This window comes from Arenimonas fontis (assembly GCF_008386465.1).
GTDB classification, from domain to species: Bacteria; Pseudomonadota; Gammaproteobacteria; order Xanthomonadales; family Xanthomonadaceae; genus Arenimonas; species Arenimonas fontis.
In genome coordinates, this window is sequence record NZ_VUOD01000005.1 from 194438 (window position 1) to 213127 (window position 18690).

Genomic DNA, 18690 nt, shown 5'->3' on the forward strand with positions numbered 1-18690 from the left:
GCTCACGGGCGCTCCGCCTGTTCGAGCCGGGCGATGCGCGCGGCCAGGCGCTCGGCGCGGTCGCGCACGGCGTCCACGTCGTCGAGGAAGGCGGAGAGTTCGGCCTTGCCAACCAGGTCGCGCGATTCCTCGGTGAGGTATTCGACGGCGTCGCGTCCCAGGCCACGGGCAAGCCGGGCACCGGCCTTCAGGGCCTCGCGCAGCGTCCGCGCCACCTGCGGGCCGACGATCGGGCCCAGCAGCTCGGCGAAGGGCTGGTCCCAGTCGGGATCGAAGCGCCTGGCCAGCCCCTGCAGACGGCGCGCCAATTCGGCATCGCCGTTGACGCGCACCCGGCCCACCGGCGGCGCATCCGGCGCGCGCAGGAAAGGCAGCTGCGAGAGCACACCCGACAGGGTGGCGCGAATGCCCAGGTCGGGCTCCTGCGTGGGCGGGCCGACCTCCAGGCGGCCGCCGGCGACGCGGATGTCCAGCGCCACCGGCGGTGCCTCCAGGGCCAGGCCGATGCGCCGGCCCTCCAGCGTGGCCAGGGCGGCGGCGGTGTCCGGATCGAGTGCCAACAGGCGGTTCAGGGCCTCGCCCAGGGCGCGACCGGCCAGGGGCTTGAGGGCGTCGAGCGGGGAAACGGGCTCATCCATGCCGCCATTCTACGGGTCTGATCTGACCCTTTGTTCTGACCCTAGGGTCAGAACAAAGGGTCAGATCAGGGTGGAGGGATGGGCAGGTCAGCGGGGGGTGGTGCGCCACCAGTCGGCCAGGCGCTGGAGACCCTCGTCGATGCTGACCGTGGGACGGTAGCCGAAGTCGCGCGCCGCGGCCGAAATGTCGTACCAGTGCGGCGTGCTCAGCTGCTCGGCCAGGAAGCGGGTCATGGGCGGCTCGCCGCGCAGGCGCAGCACGGTCCAGGCGGCTTCCAGCACGGCACCGGCTGCATAGGCCAGGCCGTAGGGAATGCTGCCCTCGACTGGCGGCACGCCGGCGGCCTGCAGCAAGTCGTTGACGATGCGGCGCACCGGCCGCGGTTCGCCGTTCGAGATGAAATAGGCCTTGCCGGCGCAGGCCGCGCCCGGCGTCAGCGCCTGCAGGGCCAGCACGTGGGCACGGGCGGCATTGTCCACGTAGGTGGTGTCCATCAGGTTGTGGCCGCCGGCGATGAAACGCAGCCGGCCAGCCCTGGCGCGCTCGACCAGGCGCGGCAGCAGCTGGCTGTCGTCCGGGCCCCAGATCAGGCGCGGACGCAACGCCACCGTGGCCAGCTCCGGCCCGTTGGCCGCCAGCACCTCGTTCTCGGCAATCAGCTTGGTGGCCGGGTACGGCGCCTTGAACTTCGTGCCCAGCGGCGTGTCGAGCTCGTTGCCTCCCTCCACCGGCGTGCGCCCGCTGTGGGTGACGCTGGGCGTGGAGGTGTAGACCAGCCGCTTGATGTCATGCGCGCGCATCGCCGCCAGCACGTTGCGGGTGCCGGTGACATTGGCGGCGAAGTAGTCGGCGTAAGCGCCCCAGGCGCCCGCCTTGGCGGCATTGTGCAGCACGGCGTCCTGGCCGGCGCAGGCGGAGCGCACGGCGGCGGCATCGGCCAGGTCGCCGCGGATCTGCCGCACGCCCATGGCCTCCAGTTCCGGCGAATGGCTGCGCTGGAAGCTGGTCACCTCGTGTCCCTCGGCCAGCAGCGCCCGGCACAGGGCCCGGCCCAGGAAACCGGCGCCGCCGGTCACCAGCACCTTCATGCCCGCACCCGCAGCTTCTTCGCCGCCCAGCGCGCCAGCCGCTCGCGGCCGATCTTGGCGTTGTGGCGGATGTCCACCGGGAAGCCGGGATGCTCGAGGAAATCGCGGATGCGCGCCGTGTGGGCGAAACCCTCGGCCAGGCGCGCCAGGTCATCCAGTACCTGCCGACGCTGCGCCTTGCCCAGCACGCCCGACATCTCCACGCAGAGCACTGGCCGCTGCTCGCCGGGCTCGCCTACGCCGACCAGGGCGGTGCGCCGCACCAGCGGATGCTGGTTGAAGATCGGCTCGACCTGCTCGGTGAACAGGGTGCCCTCGGCGGTGCGCACGCGCTGCGACTTGCGCCCGCAGAACCATAGCCGCCCCTGCTCGTCGAAGCGGCCGATGTCGCCCATGCGGTGCACGATACGGACGCTGCCGTCGGGTAGGGTCTCGCGGATCTTGGCCAGGGCGGTGGCCTCCGGCCGGTTCCAGTAGGTGTCGGTGGCGGTGGGGCCGGCCACGGTGATCTCGCCGATCATGCCCGGCTCCAGCACCACCACCTTCGACCAGTCTTCGATCGGATCGTCGCTGATGCCGATGATGCGCACCTCGTTGGGCGGCACCGGCCGGCCGACGCAGGTACCGGCGCCGTGCTCGGTATCGGCGCGGGTGGATTGCAGCTCGCGCGCCTCGATCACGGCAACGGGCAGGCATTCGGTGGCGCCGTATGGCGTCCAGAACTGCGCCTGCTCCGGCAGCAGCTCGCGCATGCGCGCCACCACGTCGGCCGGCACCGGCGCACCGGCGCTGGTGACCCGGCGCAGGCCCGGCAGCGGCCGGCCATCGTTGGCCAGCACCCGCATCAGCGCCGGCGAGCCGAACAGCTGGTCCACGCCGAAGCGCTGCAGCGCGTGGTGCAGCCTGCGCGGGTCCGCCCGGGCCGGCCGGGTCGGATCCATGTCGGGAATGATCGAGCTCAGGCCCAGGGCCGGATCGAACAGGGCGAAGGGCGGGAAGGTCGGCAGGTCCACGCCGCCGGGCTGCAGGTCGAAGGCCTGGCGCAGCATGTCCACCTGGGCGACGAAATGCCGGTGCCGGTACACCACGCCCTTGGGCACGCCGGTGGAGCCGGAGGTGAACAGGATGGCGGCCATGTCGTCCGGCGCGGTATCGGCCAGCTGCGGACCTGCCCCGGCACCGGCGGCCTCGACCGCGGCCAGGGTGTGGCCGCCCCAGAACAGCCGGCGGCCGACCGTCACCAGGATGCGCGCGCTGCGCGCCCAGCCCAGCAGCGCGCGCGCCGCCATCGCCAGCGGGATGCCGATGAAGGCCTGCGCCTCGGCCTCGTCCAGACACTGCTTCAGCGCCCGCTTGTCAATGCCCGGGTCCACCAGCACCGGCACGGCACCGGCCTTGAACAGGGCGAACATCAGCAGGAAGAACTCCGGCGAAGGCCGCACCATCACCACGGTGCGGGTGCCGCGCACGATGCCCAGCGACGCGAGGCCGGCCGCGATCGCGTCAGAGCGGCGGTCGAGTTCGCCGTAACTCAGCGTCAGGTCGTAGCGGGCGAAACCGTCGGCGCCGCGCTTGCCCGGGCAGCGCATGGCGATGCGCTCGGGCGCCTCGGCGGCCAGCCCGGGCAGGACGGCGGCGATGTTGCAGGGGCGGTTCATCGGGAACTGCGGGCGGCGCGGCGACGCCGCATTCAGATCAGGTTGCGGTCGAGGAAATCGCGGATGCGCGGCACCAGGTGCTCGTGCTTGTCTTCCAGCACGTAGTGGCCGGCGTCCTCGTAGACCTGCTGCTGGGCCTTGGGCAACGCCTGGGCGAAGCCCTTGAGGAAGTGGTGGTCGAAGACGAAATCGCGCAGGCCCCAGCCGATGAAGGCCGGCCGGTCGGCGAAGGACGGCAGGCGCTTGGCCGCCTCTTCCAGCAGATCCCAGGCCAGGTCGCCCGGCGCCAGCGGAATGTCCTGCACGAAGCGGGCGACGGCGCGGCGGTTGGCCCAGCTGTCGTAGGGCGCCACCAGGGCATCGCGCACTGCCGGCGCCAGCGGCCGCACCACGCCCTGCTTCGCCGCGCCGGCGGCAAAGGCGTTGAAGCCACGCACCGCCCACTCGCCGATGGCGAAATCGCGGCACAGCTTCAGCTGCCAGGGCATGGGCTTGGCCGGCGGCAGCGGGAAGGCGGCGGTGTTGAGGATGATCAGGCGCTTGATGCGGTGCGCGTGCTTGAGCGCCCAGCCGAAGCCGATCATGCCGCCCCAGTCGTGCACGGCCAGGGTGAGGTCGTCACCCAGGCCCAGGTGCTCGACCAGCCGGTCCAGGTCCTGGATGCGGCTGCGCAGGGTGTAGCGGTAGGCCTCGTCATTGGGCTTGTCCGACAGGCCCATGCCGATGTGGTCGGGCACGATGCAGCGGTAGCCGTCGCGCAGGCCCAGCACCAGGTGCCGCCAGTAGTAGGACCAGGAGGGATTGCCGTGCAGCATCAGCACGGGATCGCCCTCGCCCTCGTCCAGATAGCTCTGGGCGAGGCCATTGGGGTGCACCAGGTGCTTCGGCTGGAAGGGGTAATCCGGGAACGGCCCCTTGGCCAGGATGCGGGACTGCTCGGCGGTGAGGGCGGCTTCGTTCATAGGGCCCGGATTGTACCGGCTTAGGGCCCTCCCCTCTCCCCTGCCCCGCTCCCGCTGGGGGAGCGGGGTTTCGCGCCATTTCCCCTCACCCCTTGCGGGAGAGGGAGTCGGGAGAGAGGGGGTTGCCCGCACGTCGCCCGGATTGCCCGGCCACACCAGGCCAAGCTTTACTTGGCGTGTCAGCTCCGACCTGGATCCTGTAGTCCATCACAGTTTTCGCTCCACATGCCCGTGCTCGAATCCGTGCTTTCCGTGGCGGTGTCGTTCTGGTGGCTCTGGCTGATCGCCCTGCTGATCCTGCTATTGCGGGTACCGGCGATCAAGGGCTGGTTCGGCGAACGGCTGGTGGAGGTTTCGCTGCGGCTTTCGCTGCCATCGGACGTTTACCAGGTGTGCCACGACATCACCCTGCCAACTCAGGATGGAAGCACACAGGTGGACCACGTCGTGGTTTCGCCCTACGGCGTGTTCGTCGTAGAGACCAAAAACATGCGGGGCTGGATCTTCGGCAGCGAACGGGATGCCTGGTGGACGCAGAAGATCTATCGCCGCAGCCACCGCTTCCAGAACCCGCTGCGGCAGAGTTTCAAGCATGTCGCCGTGCTGCGCGAGTTGCTGGAGCTGCCGGAGAATGCGGTGATCTCCGTGGTCGTGTTCGTCGGCGGCAGCGAGTTCAAGACGCCGATGCCGCCCAACGTCACCTACGGTCTGGGCCTGGTGCGCTTCATCAAGTCGCACACGACGCCGGTACTGTCCGCACAACAGGTTCCGGATATCCTGCAGCGACTGGACGCTGCAGCCCTTGCACCCGGCCGGGAAACGCGGAAGCAGCACGTCGCCCGCCTGCGGGAGCGCTTAGATGGCGATGCCTGCCCCCGCTGCGGCAAAGCGCTGGTCGAAAGGACGGCGCGCAAGGGCATGCGTGCCGGGCAGCGCTTCTTGGGCTGTTCCGGTTACCCCGCGTGCCGATACACGCGACAGATCGCGTCCTAGCTGCCGAAGAAGGCGTTCAGCCTCACCGCCAGCATTTCCCGACGGGTCTTCAGGAAATCCTGGTAGGCCGAGACCTCCAGCAGCTCAGGTGCCGTCGGGATGGCCTGGGCGGTGAATACCGCCTCGCCCGCATCGGCAATGTACTTGGGCAGGTATTCGGCGGGCGCCCGGTCGCTGATCTTGCGGTTGGTTTTGCCGGAAACGAAGGCAAGGTTGGCGATGTCATTGATCTCGCGCGGCCGAAGCCCGGCTTCACGCAGCACCTTCTTCGGGAAGATGTGGTGGAACTGCAGGCGGTGCTGCGAACCTTTGTGGTCAATCGCAATCTTCAGTCGCGACTGCCAGTCCACCGCTCCGGCCTCATGGAAGGCCAGGAACATGGATTTGAACAGCGCACTGCGCTGGTTGCGACCTTCGAGCTCCTCCGGCGTGATGTCCAGGCGACCGAACTGCAGGCGCAAGCGGTCAATCAGTGCCGCCACCCCTGCACCCTGGCTGATGGATGCCAGGTCCTGGTCCAGGATGGACTCACTGGAGCCCCGGGAGAAGCGCCCCTTGGCGTTCGCCACCAGCGTCCAGTAGCGCAACCGGTCGGCCTCCTCTTCCTTCAGCTTGTAGCTGCGTTGGTGGCCATAATAGGCCAGCACGATAAGGATGAAGGGCGAGGACAGCAGCACCGGGCTGCGAATACCGACGTTGCTGCGCAGGAAGTTCAGTGCGAACTCCATACCTTCGCAGCTGCGGGACCAGCCTTCCTGCAAGCGCTCCAGAGAGATGCTGCCGACGGTCTTGAAACGCGACTGGCCGGTGGCGAAGGCCACCATGGCCTTGAGGAAGATGCCCAAGTCGAGATCGAAGTCGTCGTCCGCGCAGCGCTTCTGGAACGCCTGGAACTTCTCCAGCGAGTTGCGCCACATGGCCGTGATCTGCGCCAGGGCCAGGTCGGAGCTGCGCAGCTTGGCGCCCAGCGAGTTGACCCGGACGAAGATCTCGGTCACCTCGTCATAGCTCATGCTGCTTTCCAGCACGTCCATCCGGTAGACATAGCGACGGATAGCCCGCAGCCTGGCCAGGCGCTTGGCGTACTTCTCGGCGCGTGGGTCGTCCAGGCTGGTTACCCCGGCCTTCTTGAGGAAGTCACGGTCGCTCTGGGTCTTGAACACGTCGGTGACCCTGACCCAATGCGGCAGCTGTTCCAGCTTCCTGGTCGCCACCACGAAGGCCATCTGGTTGAACCTGGCCATCAACTCGTCTTCGCTGGAGTCGCCATCTTCGTCGTCATCCAGCTCGTCGTCGAAGTCGTCGCCGTCCTCGTTCACCTCGGTGACGACCGAAAGCTCATCCGGATGCTCGAGATTGAAGAGGATGTCGATGGGGCGTTGCCTTCCCCGCACCTTCACCGGCTCGCCGCGGATCACTGCCGACAGCGACGTCAGCCGCTGCTGCCCATCCAGGAGCAGGAGGGTGGACTGGAAGGGGTTGGCCTTCTGCCCCACCGAGAACTCCTGTAGCGGAACATCCTCTGAAGACTCCCACAGCAGGATGGCGCCGGAAGGATAGCCGCGATAAAGGGAGTCCAGCAGGTCGCGCACCCGCGGTGCACGCCAGACATAGCGCCGCTGCATCTCCGGCAGCCGCAGCTTGCCGTGCTCGATCATGCTGACCAGTTCTTCGACGGTGGCTTCGGCCCGCGCCATTCTCAGTACTCCTCGGCTTTGGCAGCCCGCTTCCGGCGGGCAGGCTTCTTCGCGGCTGACAGCAGGCTGGTCAAGGCCTGGTAGCGTTCGAACAGGAAGGCGACCCGCTCGGCATCGGTGCCCAGCTTCGGCGGCTTGCGGCCTGCTGCCTTCTCGGCGGCGATGTAGGCCGTGTCCACGGCCTTGTCCAGGGCCTTGTGCGCCTTGAGCAGGGCGGGCGGCATCGTCAGCGGGTCGTAGAGGTCGGCCAGGGTGCTGTTCGGGAAGGCGGCGCGGGCATCCAGCACGCCCTGGGCGGCCTGCTCGATGTCGGCCCGGTACTTCTCCTCGATGATCTCCGGCCAGGGGAAGTTGTTGTAGACGATACCGGCGGAGTAGCGGTACCGGCTCTCAAGACGGCCGCAGACCTGGCGGACCCAGGCCATGTGCATCTCCGACACGAGCACGCCCAACTCGTACTTCGAAGCCCCTGGAATTATCAGGCAGAGATTGCTCGCGATGACGTCCTTCGGCAGGAATCCCATGGGGATGTACTTCCGCCTCTCCGACGAAACGCTCGGGACAACAACGTAGTCGCACTCCTCATGGGAGACGAATGCGAACTCGGCGGGCCGATCTGCCAGTTCCCTGGTTGCCTGCCGCTTGCTCGACAGGCGGAACGCCTGGACAGCATTCACCCGATCTAGCACCGGCTTGCACCCCTTTAGCGAAGATGGCTCTGCTCCCTTCAGCCAAAGACAGTAGCGCATACCGCCGTTGATGTATTCATCGGCTCCCAGGAAAGGCCTTATCCAACTGCTCGCAGCCGGGCACTCCGAAACAATCTTCTCCCGCTCATCCTCCATCAGCACCAGGTTGCCACCATCTATCGGCTGATTGCCGAACTTCATGATGGGAACATTGCAGATGGGTGCCGTTCTGTTGGGAAGCAGAATGTCGTCTGCGTCAACAAGATAGGGGTTCAGGCGCGAAACCCACCGCTCAAGGGCATCACCTCTTGGACTCTCATACTCAAACAAGCGAATCCCGCTTGCGGCTCCGGTTCCAAATCCGATGATTACGCAGTGGACTGCGGCAATACCCCTTGCTTCATTGGTCCACTGGAAGGTGCGATGTGCGAAGTGAATGTGTATTCCCTTCCCAAGAAGGGATTTCCACAACACCCCAACCTGTTCGCCCTGGGCGATGGAGTTGGTGGATACGAAGGCGCAGCGGATGCCGGTTCCCTGCATGTAGTCCGCCGCCTTCAGGTACCAGGCGGCCACCAGGTCCAGCAGGCCGGCGCCCTTGAGGTCTCCTGCCACGCCCAGCAGGTCCTGGCGTTGCTCGGGACTCATCAGCTTGGCGCCGACGAAGGGCGGGTTGCCGAGGATGTAGTCGAGCTTGTCGGCCGGCACCACCTTGTCCCAGTCCAGGCGCAGGGCATTGCCGTGGACGATGGTCGGGCTCTTGGTCAGCGGCAGGCGGGCGAAGTACTCGCCGAACTGCTCGGCCACCCGCTGGTTCATCTGGTGGTCCATCAGCCACAGCGCCACCTGGGCGATCTGGGCCGGGAACTCCTCGATCTCGATGCCGTAGAACTGGTCCACGTCCACGGCCACGTGCTCGGAGACCTTGGTCAGCACGCTGGCCTGGGTGGAGTACAGGCGCTTGAGGATCTCCAGCTCCAGCAGGCGCAGCTCGCGGTAGGCGATGACAAGGAAGTTGCCGCAGCCGCAGGCCGGGTCGAGGAGGCGCAGGTTGGCCAGGCGCAGGTGCAGGGCCTTGAGCTTGCCGTCATTGTTGCCGGCCTTTTCCAGCTCGGCTTTCAGCTCGTCCAGGAACAGCGGGCCGATCAGCTTGAGGATGTTCTTCTCGCTGGTGTAGTGCGCGCCGAGGTTGCGGCGCGCCTTTTCGTCCATTACCGACTGGAACATGGAGCCGAAGATGGCCGGGCTGATCCGGCTCCAGTCCAGGGCGGAGGCATCCAGCAGCATCTGCCGCATCTTCGCGTTGAAGGCGGCCAGCGGCAGGATCTCCTCGAACAGGCGGCCATTGACGTAAGGCAGCGCGGCCAACTGCTCGTCCAGGGTTTTCTGGCGCTTTTCTTCCGGCGTGTTGAGGGTCTGGAAGATCTGCGCCAGCCACATGCCCAGGTCGGAGCCGTCCGGCGAGGTGCGGGTGCGGATCAGCTCGTGGAAGTACTGGCGTTCGCCGAAGATGCCGGTGTCATCGGCAAACAGGCAGAACAGCAGCCGCACCAGGAACACTTCCAGGGCGTGGCCCTCGTAACCGGCCTCGCGCAGGGCATCGTGCAGGCGACCCATGCGCTCGGCGGCCTGCACGTTCACCGGATCCTCTTCCTTGAAGCGGTGGGTCTGGTAGCCGGCGATGAAGCCGAAGCCGTGGACGTGCTTGTACAGTTCCTCGAGCGGAAATTCGAGCGGCGCTTCCTCGCCTTCCAGGTCGTACAGGCGGAAACGGGCGAAATCGGACACCAGCAGGTAGCGTGGCAGCTCGGCGTCGCTCAGGCCGTGGAAGTAGTCGCGGGCCTGGGCGTGGGCGCGGTCCAGGTCCTTGCCGCGGGACTTGTGCTCGACCAGCAGCACACCCTTCCAGAGCAGGTCAATGTAGCCATCCTTGCCATCAATCTTCTTGACCCGCTTCTCGAAGCTGGCGACGCGCTTGCGGCTGACGCCGAAGATGTCGAAGAACTGGTCCCAGAAGGTCTTGGCCTCGGCATCCTCCGAGGCCACATCGGCCCATTCCTGCGAGAAGCGCAGGGCCCGATCCTTGATCTCGTTCCAGCTCAGCGGCACGGCGGCTGTCCGGTTTGGCGGTGGAAGGATTGGCTGAGCATACCGACCCCTGTCTCAGCCGGCGCGACGGTTGCCGACAAAGCCCGGCCTTAGGCGCCCGTCGGCACCTGGGCCCAGGAAGCCCGTGTCCAGCAGCCCACGCAGATCCCGCTGCCGGGTCTTTTCGGTCAGGTGGGCGTACATGGTCTGGTACCAGGGCTCCAGCCGCAGTTCCGCCGGCGACAGGGCGCGGCCGCTGTCCATCAGATGCCGGACGATGGCGTACTGGCGCGGATTGATCTTCCCCGTCTCCAGCTCTCGCCGTAGCACCGCGTCGAACAGAAGCACGGTCACCAGCTCGTTCACACGGCCATGCAGCCGCTCGATCACCACGCGCAGGCCTTCCAGGGTGAAGGTCACGAAGTCCTGATTGGGGAACGGCTCATCCCGGCCTGCTGCCTTGCGGCAGTGATTGAACAGCGCGAAGTAGCGGTGGATCTGCTCCTGGTAGAACTTGGCCAGGGCAAAGGGTGCGTAGCGGTAGCCGGCCTGGCGCAGCAGCGTCGCCTCGAGCACTCGCCCCACGCGGCCGTTGCCGTCCCAGAACGGGTGGATCAGCTCGAAGTACAGGTGCACCAGCGGCGCCCGCAGCAGGGGCGAGATGCCGGCGTCCATCAGGCCTTGGTGCCAATCGACCAGGCCGTCCATCAGCCGGTCGATGTCGCGCCGGTACTGCGGTGGCCTGTAGATGCCGCCATGGTCCTGGTCGCCCACGACGGTGGGCCGCTCCTTCGGGTTGTCGCGGAACAGGCCGGGGCGGTTGTCCGGGTGCGGCAAATCCCGGCAGATTTCCGCGTGCACGGCCCGGATGTAATCCACATCCAAGCGCCATCCATCCGTCTCGGCGGACCTGACCGCCAGGTCGTAGGCTGCCTTGATGTTGCGGACCCGGACCTCCTGCTCCGCCTGCACCTTGCCGGGGTCCGCATCCAGGGCACGCCTCGTCTCCTCTTCGGTAAGCGTGGCGCCCTCGATGGTGTTGGTGCCGAACACCGACTGCACCAGCACCTCGCGCTGCAACTGGTTGGCCACCTGAGCCAGGGGCGAGGCGCTGAACATCTTCCAGGCATCCTCCACCCGGGCCAGGGGCAGGGCGAGGGCACCCGGGTCCAGCCCCAATCGGAAGGTGAAGGGGCCGAACCGGTCGGTCTCCAGGCGCAGGTCCAGGGCGGTCATGGCGCTTAGGATGTGCCCAGAAATGTCCAAATGCAACAACCCTATATATGCATGTAAATCAATATGTTAGGAGATACTGTAGTAATCTTGTGTCTCCTGAGATGTCGCCTTCGAAGGGGCATCGGAGGGCCTTCGAAAGGACTTTGGTGGGGCCAGAAAGGGGCTTGGCGGGGCCGCCAAGGCGAACGCGGGGCCGAAAAGCAGAAAGGCCGCCCTGCGGCGGCCTTTCCCCTCTCCCCCGCCCTCTCCCGCAAGGGGAGAAGGGGAGCTGGTTTACCACTCGACCTCGGCCATGGAGCAGTTCAGGCCGGAGCCGATGCCGAGCAGGGCGACGCGCTTGCCCTTCTTCAGGCGGCCCATTTCCTTGAGCTTGCTCAGCACGATCGGCACCGAAGCCGGGCCGATGTTGCCGTGCTCGTGGAAGATGGTCATGACCTTCTGCGGGTCGATGCCGAAGGCCTTGATGAAGGCCTGGGTGTGCACCTGGCTGACCTGGTGGATGACGAACTCGTCCAGCTCGTCCACCACCCAGCCCAGGGCCTGGCGGGCCGCCGCGAAGGTGGCCTGGGCCAGCTTCAGGCCCTCGATCAGCAGCATCCGGGTGTCGGTGACCATGCGGTCGAGGTTGCCGCGGCACAGGGTGTTCCACTGGGTGGCGGCGCGGGTGACGCCGCCCTTGTAACGCGGCGCGTCCGGCGTCAGCTCGCTGCGCGAGAGCACCATGGCGGCAGCGCCGCAGCCCAGGGTCAGGGTGGCCAGCTCCTGACGGAATTGCTCCTCGGTGACGCCCGGCGCGGTCATGCGCTCCAGGGTTTTCTCGTAGGCCAGGTTGGCGGTTTCGCCATCCACCACCAGGGCGTATTCGATCTCGCCGCGCTCGATCATGCGGCTGGCGATGTCCATGCCGTTCAGGAAGGCCAGGCAGGCGTTGGCGACGTCGAAGTTCTGGCAGTTCTCGCCCAGGCCAAGATTGCCGGCGACGATGGAAGCCGTGGACGGTTCCAGAAAATCGCGGCTGACCGAGGTGTTGACCAGCAGGCCGATCTTCTCGCGGGCCACGCCGGAGTCGGCCAGGGCCTTTTCGGCGGCCAGGGTGGCGGCGTCGGAGGCCTGCACGCCGTCGTCCCAGAGCCGGCGGGCGTAGATGCCGGCGATGTCCTGCAGGACGTCCGTGCGGATGCCTAGCCGTTCCATGGTCGGCTTGAGGCGGGCGTTGATCTCGTCGGAGCTCAGTCGGCGCGGGGCGTCGACATGGGCCAGGCCGGCGATGGAGACGTGTTGGAACAGCATGGCAGGGTCGCCGTAGGGGAAAACCTGTGCACGTTACCCGGTTCGCCCCCGCGGCTCAACTTTGGCCGCCGTGCGGCGGCCGCGCCGCGTGAGGGCCGTCTCAGTCCTCGATGGGGAAGGTTTCGGCCTCGCCCGCGGCCTGCGCGGCCGCCCGGGCCGGGGCCTGGCCGGGACGGGCGGCGCCGCAGCGGAAGGCGAGGAAGCGCTGCTCCCCGTCCCTGGGTTCGGCCTTGGGTTGTACCGTGTCGGCGCCCAGACCCGGGGCCTCGTTGCGGGCCAGCACCTCGAGTTCGTCGCGTACCCGGATGTCGTTGCGCTCGTAGGGGCCCAGCCGGTCCTTCACCGAAACCGCGATCTCGCCGCGGCGCTCGCAGGCCGACATGTCCTGGCCCGCGCGGACCACCCGCACGTTCTCGGCGCCGGGCGCCATCTTCACCCAGGTGCAGGCGCCCAGCAGGGCGCCCAGGCCGAAGGCAAGGAAAAACCGCGTCGCGCGCATCCGGAGACTCCGCAGGAGTGAAAGGAACACGGCCGGGATTGTCGCCCCGGCCGTGCTGAACGGGCAATGAGGCGTGGCTTCAATCCGCCCCGGCCACCGGATTGCCGTCGGCATCGATCACCTGCACCTCGCCCAGGCCAAGGCCGCGCACGGCATCCTCGATCTTGCCGAGGTCGCCCACCACCACCCAGGTCAGGGCCTCGGGCTTGATGGTGGCGGCGGCAGCCTGCACCTGCTCCGGGGTCAGCGACTCGACCCTGGCCTTGCGCTGCAGGACGTAGTCGTCGGGGCGCTGGTAGCGGACGATGCCGGAGATCGCCGAGAGCACGGCGTTGGCGGTCTCGTAGCTGCCAGGCAGGCTGCGGATCTCGCTGGCCTGCACCTTGGCCACTTCCTCGGGCCGCGCCGGCGCCTTGCCGGTGGCGTAGTCGCCGATTTCGCGCCGCAGCTCGGCCAGGGCGTCGGCGGTCCGGTCGATCTGTACCGGCGCGAAGGCCAGCCAGGGGCGCTGGCCCTTGGCCGCCTGCACGAAGCTGTAGCTGCCGTAGGCCCAGTGCTTGTCCTCGCGCAGGTTCATGTTCAGGCGCGAGCTGAACTCGCCGCCCAGCACCGCGTTGGCGATCTCGAACTCCACCGCCTTCGGGTCCATGGTCGAGGGCACCAGCTGGCCGACGAAGATGTTGGCCTGGATGGCGCCCGGCTGGTCCACCAGGAACACGCGCGGCTTCTCCGGCAGCGGCACTGCCGGCACCTCGACGGTGTCCGGGGCCTCGGTCCCGACCTTCCACTGGCCCAGGTGCTTCTCCAGCACCGGCACGATCTCCTCCAGGGTGGTGTCGCCGACGACCACCAGGGTGGCGCCTTCCGGGCGCACCCAGGTGCGGTGGTAGTTCAGCAGGTCATCGCGGGTCAGCGAGGCGATGGATTCCTCGTTGCCGGTGCCCGAGAACGGGATGCCGTAGGGGTGGTCCTGGCCGTACAGCAGCGGCGGCAGCACGCGCAGCGCCGCGGCGTTCGGGCGGGCCTTCTCCTGCTTGATGCCGGCGATCCAGCTCTGGCGGACGCGCTCGATGTCCTTATCGTCGAAGCGCGGCTGGGTCAGCATGGTGGCCAGCAGCTCGACCGAGGGCTCGAGGTTCTTCTTCAGGGCCGAAACGTAGACGCTGGCGTCGTCCAGGCTGGCGCCGGTGCCCCACTGCATGCCCAGGCGGTCGGCGGCATCGGCGAAGGTCAGCGCGTCGTATTCGCCGGCGCCTTCGTCCAGCATGCCCATGCTGAAGCTGGCGGTGCCCAGCTTGCCGCCCTGGTCGGTGATGTAGCCGCCCTTCATCAGCAGGCTCATCTGCACCACCGGCACGCCGTGGCGCTCGGCCAGCACCACCTTGATGCCGTTGGAAAGCTCGGCGCGTTCCAGGGCCGGAAAGCTCAGCTCGGGGAACTCGCTGGTCCGCGGCACGCCCTGGCTGCGGTCCACGTCGGTCTCGACGGTACGGTACTTCGGGTCGGCGGGCGGCACCTCGGCCATGGGCGGATGCTCGGCGGCCGGCTCCTCGACGGTGGCCACGCGCTCGCCGGGCAGCACCACCAGGGTGTGGTCGCCACGGCTCAGCCAGCGCCGGCCGGCCTCGCGCACGTCGCGCACCGAGGCACGGGCGAGATTGCGCAGCTGTTCGCGGAAACAACCAGGATCACCGGTGTAGACGGCGCATTCGGCCAGGGTGTCGGCCTTGCCGCCGAAACCGCCGATGCGTTCGATGCCACGGATCACCCCGGCCTCGATGGCAGTGCGGGCCTGCTCCAGCTCGGCCCTGGTCGGGCCGTCCTGCAGCAGTTTCGCCAGTTCTTCGTCCAGGGCCTGCTCGACCCTGGCGGGCTCGACGCCCTGCTTCACGTCCACCTGGATGTAGAAGAAGCCACCCAGCAGGTTCGGCCAGGAACCGGCGACGACGTTGTCGGCCAGCTTATCCTCGTGCACCAGGCGCTTGTCCAGGCGCGAGCTGCGCGAACCGCCCAGCACCCGCGACAGCAGCTGCAGGCGTTCGACGTCGGCGTGGCCGTACTCGGCGGTGTTCCAGACGCGGTAGACGCGCGCCTGCGGCACGTTGTCGGTCATCTCCTCGCGGGTGGACTCGGTGCGCGGCGCCGGATCCACCTTCGGCTGGGCCATGGTCGGACCGGCCGGGATGTCGCCGAAATACCTGGTCACCTTTTCCTTCGCCGTCTCGACGTCTATGTCGCCGGCCAGCACCAGCACGGCATTGTTCGGGCCGTACCAGGTCCTGAACCAGCGCCGCACGTCCTCGAGGGTGGCGGCATTGAGATCGGCCATCGAGCCGATGGTGGTCCAGCGGTAGGGATGGCCTTCCGGATAGCTGGCCTTGAGCAGACGCTCGTAGACCTGGCCGTAGGGCTGGTTCTCACCCTGGCGCTTCTCGTTCTGGACGACGCCGCGCTGTTCGTCCAGCAGCTCCTGGGTCACCGCGCCGAGGAAATGGCCCATGCGGTCGGATTCCATCCACAGCGCCATGTCCAGGGCGGTGGTCGGCACGTTCTGGAAGTAGTTGGTGCGGTCGGAGTTGGTGGTGCCGTTCTGGTCGGTGGCGCCGACCAGCTCGAAGGGCTCGAAGAACTCGCCCTGGTAGTTCTCGCTGCCCTGGAACATCAGGTGCTCGAACAGGTGGGCGAAGCCGGTGCGGCCGGGCAGCTCGTTCTTGGAACCGACGTGGTACCAGATGTTCACCGCCACGATCGGCGCCTTGCGGTCGGTGTGCACGATCACCCGCAGGCCGTTGGGCAGGGTGAACTGTTCGTAGGGGATGTCCGCCACCAGTCCGGCTTTCGCCGACTGGCGCGCCAGCGCATCGGGGGCATGGAAAGGCGCCAGGCTGGCGAGGGCCAGGCCAGCGGCCAGGGCGAGCGCGCGCATGCGCGGACGGCGTTCGACGGACATCAGCACTCCTCGTGGATTTTTCGTATCGGTCTGGGTGAGCCGGTTTCCCGGAACCGGCAATCCTAGCCGTCCCGGTCCGACCGGACACTAGGCCGAAGGCCATGCGCGGCCGAGGAAAATCGCCCGCCGGCTGTCCGCCGCCTTGTCCGGCGCCCGGAAACGGACAGCCGGACGCCGCCAAACCATTGATCGGGAAAGGCTGCAACCATTGGCATGGGTTCTGCATCCATGGCGGCATGGACCTGTCGAAGGAGCCGGCCATGAACCTCCGCAACCCCCTGCGCCGCGGCCTGTTCGCCCTTCCCCTGGTGGCATTGGCCCTGGTCGCCGCCATCGCTGCCGAACCGCCCGAACTCGGCGAACGGATCCAGCGCGGGCTGGCCGCCCGCCTGGCCGGCGAATGCGACGTACCGGCGCCCGGCCTGCTCGGCCTGGCCCGCGTTCCCGGCCATCTCGTATTGCCGCCGGCGGACTGCGCCGGCTGATCCCTCCCGGCCCCGGCGGGAGCAAGCCCAGGGCGGTACGCCGCCCGTCGCTCCCGTTTCTCTTCCGCGGCCGGCCGGGGCGGGAGCGGCCGGAGGCGATAATGCGGGAATGCTGCACGTCATCCTGCACCAGCCCGAGATTCCGCCGAATACCGGCAACGTCATCCGCCTGTGCGCCAACACCGGTGCCCGCCTGCACCTGGTGGAGCCGCTGGGTTTCGAGCTCGAGGACGCGAAACTGCGCCGCGCTGGCCTCGACTACCACGAATGGGCCCGCCTGCAGGTCCATCCTTCACTGGGCGATTGCCTGGCCGCGATCGGCACCGCCCGCGTGTTCGCGTTCAGCGCGCGTTCGTCCAGGCGCTTCGACCGCGTGGCATTCCGCGAGGGCGACGCACTGTTGTTCGGTTGCGAAACCCGCGGTCTGCCCGCCGACGTGCTGGAAGGATTTCCGGCGGATCGGCGGCTTCGCCTGCCGATGCGGCCGGGTCAGCGCAGCCTGAACCTGTCCAACGCGGTGGCGGTGGCGGTGTTCGAAGCCTGGCGGCAGCTGGGATACCCCGGCGCGGATGCGTGTGACTGATGGCAGGGTGAGGCGAAAACCCGCATTCCGTTAATCCTTGGTTACGGCGCGATTCCGATACTCGGCGACGCCCCTCACGGGCAACCCCCACAAGATAAGGAATCACCGACATGAAGCGTTCCCTGATTGCCCTGTCCCTGGCTGCCCTGCTGCCGCTGGCAGCCCAGGCCGACGACAAGCTGAGCTACACCTACGTCGAGGGCGGCTACATCAACATCGACAACGATGCCGACGGTTTCGGCGTGCGCGGCTCGTTCGAGTTCGGTAACTCCGGCTTCTACGGTTTCGGCGCCTACTCCTGGCTGGAGACCGACGTTGGCAGCACGGACATCGACGCCAGCGAGCTCGGCTTCGGTTATGCGCACGGCCTGACCGACAATCTCGACCTGATCGGCGAGGCCGCCTGGCAGAACGTGGACGTGGATGGCGCCGGCAGCGCCGACGGCTACCGCGCGTCGGTCGGCCTGCGCGGCTCGTTCACCGAGAACTTCGAGGGCCTGATCAAGGCCAACTATGTGGACGGCGACGACATCGACAGCGACTTCACCGGGACCATCGGCGCCCAGTACAAGTTCAACAAGACCTGGGGCATCACCGGCGAGGTCGAGTTCGCCGACAATGCCGAAACCTACCTGGTCGGCCTGCGCGCCAGCTTCTGATCGCCACGATCAGTCGCAACTGCCGTAAGGAAGAAGCCCGGCCAGGCCGGGCTTCTTCTTTGTGCCTTGCCGCGGATGGACAAGGACAGGGCTTTACGAGTCGTTCCTGTCTCTTGCAGGTGAATCCGCGGCGAAAACTCAGAACAACCCCGGCGGGAACTCCGGCTTCTGTTCCCGGGCCAACAGCATGCGCAGGCCTTCCACCGGGGTGATGCGCTCGTGCAGGACTTCGCGCACCAGGGCGGAGATCGGCAGTTCGATGCCGAGCCGTTCGGCCAGGCGCATCACCTCGTCGGCGGTCTGCACCGACTCGACCACCTGGCCGATCTCGGCCACCGCCTCGCGCAGCGACTGACCCCGGCCCAGGGCCAGGCCCAGCCGGCGATTGCGGGAGAGGTCGCCGGTACAGGTCAAGACCAGGTCACCCAGCCCGGCCAGGCCCATCAGGGTTTCGACCCGACCGCCCAGAGCCAGGTTCAGGCGCAGCATCTCGTTCAGGCCGCGGGTGATCAGGCCGGCGCGCGCGTTCAGGCCCAGCTGCATGCCGTCGGCCACGCCGGTGGCCACGGCCAGCACATTTTTCATGGCACCGCCCAGTTCGGCGCCCTGCACGTCGTTGCCGGTGTAGGCGCGGAAGGTCGGGCCATGCAGCACGTTGGCCACCGTCTGGGCGAAGTCCTCGTCGTCGGAATGGACGGTCACCGCGGTCGGCAGCCCCAGGGCCACTTCCCTGGCGAAAGACGGGCCGGTGACCACCGCCAGCGGCACGTCCGGCCCCATCAGATCGGCAGCGACTTCATGCAGGAAGCGGCCCGAGCCGGGCTCGAAGCCCTTGGTAGCCCAGGCCAGGCCGGCATCGGCGCGCCGGTGCGGGGCCAGCGCGCGCAGGGTTTCGGTGAAGGCGTGGCTGGGCGTGACCACCAGCACCAAGTCGGCCTCGGCCACGGCCTCGGCCAGATCGGGAGTCGCCGCCAGGGATTCCGGCAGCGGCGTGCCTGGCAGGTAGCGCGGGTTCTCGTGCCGCTGCGCCACCGCCTCCACCTGGCCGCGGTCGCGGCCCCACAGGATGGTGGTGTGGCCATTGCGGGCGATCAGCGCCGCCAGCGCCGTGCCCCAGGAACCGCTCCCCAGGACGGCGACCGCCGGTTTATCTGCCGAAGCCATCGGCGGCCGG

15 protein-coding genes are annotated in these 18690 nt (G+C 67.8%); 4 read left to right on the forward strand and 11 right to left on the reverse strand.

From position 1 onward, the window contains the following. Positions 1-2: 2 nt before the first annotated feature. From F0415_RS08525 to F0415_RS08540, 4 genes are all read right to left on the reverse strand, one after another. Positions 3-638, reverse strand: a complete 636-nt coding sequence (locus F0415_RS08525; RefSeq protein WP_149860787.1) for a ubiquinone biosynthesis accessory factor UbiJ — start codon at positions 636-638, stop codon at positions 3-5. Positions 639-725: 87 nt separating this feature from the next. Further along, complete coding sequence (gene oleD / locus F0415_RS08530; RefSeq protein ID WP_149860788.1) at positions 726-1727, reverse strand: 2-alkyl-3-oxoalkanoate reductase; 1002 nt, start codon at positions 1725-1727, stop codon at positions 726-728. Beyond that, on the reverse strand, positions 1724-3385 hold the full coding sequence (oleC, locus tag F0415_RS08535; RefSeq protein WP_149860789.1) for an olefin beta-lactone synthetase: 1662 nt from the start codon (positions 3383-3385) through the stop codon (positions 1724-1726). The genes oleD and oleC overlap by 4 nt, the downstream gene beginning before the upstream one ends. Positions 3386-3417: 32 nt before the next feature. After that, positions 3418-4347, reverse strand: coding sequence for an alpha/beta fold hydrolase (locus F0415_RS08540; protein WP_149860790.1), 930 nt, complete (start codon positions 4345-4347; stop codon positions 3418-3420). Positions 4348-4572: 225 nt separating this feature from the next. On the opposite strand from F0415_RS08540, the gene F0415_RS08545 reads away from it, so the two are divergent. Beyond that, on the forward strand, positions 4573-5340 hold the full coding sequence (locus tag F0415_RS08545; RefSeq protein WP_149860791.1) for a nuclease-related domain-containing protein: 768 nt from the start codon (positions 4573-4575) through the stop codon (positions 5338-5340). Here the strand turns inward: F0415_RS08545 and F0415_RS08550 are convergent. The 6 genes from F0415_RS08550 to F0415_RS08575 all read right to left on the reverse strand — a co-directional run bounded on the left by F0415_RS08550 (position 5337) and on the right by F0415_RS08575 (position 15789). After that, positions 5337-7037: a DUF262 domain-containing protein gene (locus F0415_RS08550; RefSeq protein ID WP_149860792.1), complete on the reverse strand. Its 1701-nt coding sequence runs from the start codon at positions 7035-7037 to the stop codon at positions 5337-5339. The two genes, F0415_RS08545 and F0415_RS08550, sit on opposite strands and share 4 nt — an antisense overlap. Before the next feature lie 2 nt (positions 7038-7039). Further along, positions 7040-9835 (reverse strand): class I SAM-dependent DNA methyltransferase, encoded by a 2796-nt coding sequence (locus F0415_RS08555; protein WP_149860793.1) that lies wholly within the window; start codon positions 9833-9835, stop codon positions 7040-7042. Between the two features lie 54 nt (positions 9836-9889). Then, positions 9890-11050, reverse strand: coding sequence for a Fic family protein (locus F0415_RS08560; RefSeq protein WP_149860794.1), 1161 nt, complete (start codon positions 11048-11050; stop codon positions 9890-9892). Positions 11051-11323: 273 nt separating this feature from the next. Continuing rightward, on the reverse strand, positions 11324-12340 hold the full coding sequence (locus tag F0415_RS08565; protein ID WP_149860795.1) for a 3-oxoacyl-ACP synthase III: 1017 nt from the start codon (positions 12338-12340) through the stop codon (positions 11324-11326). A 100-nt stretch (positions 12341-12440) separates the two neighbouring features. Further along, a complete protein-coding gene (locus F0415_RS08570; protein WP_149860796.1) occupies positions 12441-12839 on the reverse strand; it encodes a DUF4156 domain-containing protein in 399 nt (132 codons plus the stop codon). Positions 12840-12918: 79 nt separating this feature from the next. Further along, a complete protein-coding gene (locus tag F0415_RS08575; RefSeq protein ID WP_149860797.1) occupies positions 12919-15789 on the reverse strand; it encodes a M16 family metallopeptidase in 2871 nt (956 codons plus the stop codon). Between the two features lie 260 nt (positions 15790-16049). On the opposite strand from F0415_RS08575, the gene F0415_RS08580 reads away from it, so the two are divergent. From F0415_RS08580 to F0415_RS08590, 3 genes are all read left to right on the forward strand, one after another. Next, positions 16050-16274 (forward strand): hypothetical protein, encoded by a 225-nt coding sequence (locus tag F0415_RS08580; RefSeq protein WP_149860798.1) that lies wholly within the window; start codon positions 16050-16052, stop codon positions 16272-16274. Positions 16275-16383: 109 nt separating this feature from the next. Beyond that, positions 16384-16857, forward strand: coding sequence for a tRNA (cytidine(34)-2'-O)-methyltransferase (locus F0415_RS08585; RefSeq protein WP_149860799.1), 474 nt, complete (start codon positions 16384-16386; stop codon positions 16855-16857). Positions 16858-16967: 110 nt separating this feature from the next. After that, the gene (locus F0415_RS08590; protein WP_149860800.1) at positions 16968-17516 is read left to right on the forward strand and encodes a porin; all 549 of its coding nucleotides are present in this window, start codon (positions 16968-16970) and stop codon (positions 17514-17516) included. A 138-nt stretch (positions 17517-17654) separates the two neighbouring features. Here the strand turns inward: F0415_RS08590 and F0415_RS08595 are convergent, their stop codons facing one another. Then, a complete protein-coding gene (locus tag F0415_RS08595; protein ID WP_149860801.1) occupies positions 17655-18680 on the reverse strand; it encodes an NAD(P)H-dependent glycerol-3-phosphate dehydrogenase in 1026 nt (341 codons plus the stop codon). Positions 18681-18690: the final 10 nt, after the last annotated feature.

Excerpts from the sequence above, each read along its gene's own strand:
- F0415_RS08575 (WP_149860797.1), bottom strand. The coding sequence starts at position 15,789 with ATGTCCGTCGAACGCCGTCCGCGCATGCGCGCGCTCGCCCTGGCCGCT.
- F0415_RS08545 (WP_149860791.1), top strand. The coding sequence starts at position 4,573 with ATGCCCGTGCTCGAATCCGTGCTTTCCGTGGCGGTGTCGTTCTGGTGG.
- F0415_RS08565 (WP_149860795.1), bottom strand. The coding sequence starts at position 12,340 with ATGCTGTTCCAACACGTCTCCATCGCCGGCCTGGCCCATGTCGACGCC.
- F0415_RS08585 (WP_149860799.1), top strand. The coding sequence starts at position 16,384 with ATGCTGCACGTCATCCTGCACCAGCCCGAGATTCCGCCGAATACCGGC.
- F0415_RS08560 (WP_149860794.1), bottom strand. The coding sequence starts at position 11,050 with ATGACCGCCCTGGACCTGCGCCTGGAGACCGACCGGTTCGGCCCCTTC.
- F0415_RS08550 (WP_149860792.1), bottom strand. The coding sequence starts at position 7,037 with ATGGCGCGGGCCGAAGCCACCGTCGAAGAACTGGTCAGCATGATCGAG.
- F0415_RS08525 (WP_149860787.1), bottom strand. The coding sequence starts at position 638 with ATGGATGAGCCCGTTTCCCCGCTCGACGCCCTCAAGCCCCTGGCCGGT.
- oleC (WP_149860789.1), bottom strand. The coding sequence starts at position 3,385 with ATGAACCGCCCCTGCAACATCGCCGCCGTCCTGCCCGGGCTGGCCGCC.
- oleD (WP_149860788.1), bottom strand. The coding sequence starts at position 1,727 with ATGAAGGTGCTGGTGACCGGCGGCGCCGGTTTCCTGGGCCGGGCCCTG.
- F0415_RS08595 (WP_149860801.1), bottom strand. The coding sequence starts at position 18,680 with ATGGCTTCGGCAGATAAACCGGCGGTCGCCGTCCTGGGGAGCGGTTCC.
- F0415_RS08590 (WP_149860800.1), top strand. The coding sequence starts at position 16,968 with ATGAAGCGTTCCCTGATTGCCCTGTCCCTGGCTGCCCTGCTGCCGCTG.
- F0415_RS08570 (WP_149860796.1), bottom strand. The coding sequence starts at position 12,839 with ATGCGCGCGACGCGGTTTTTCCTTGCCTTCGGCCTGGGCGCCCTGCTG.
- F0415_RS08580 (WP_149860798.1), top strand. The coding sequence starts at position 16,050 with ATGAACCTCCGCAACCCCCTGCGCCGCGGCCTGTTCGCCCTTCCCCTG.
- F0415_RS08540 (WP_149860790.1), bottom strand. The coding sequence starts at position 4,347 with ATGAACGAAGCCGCCCTCACCGCCGAGCAGTCCCGCATCCTGGCCAAG.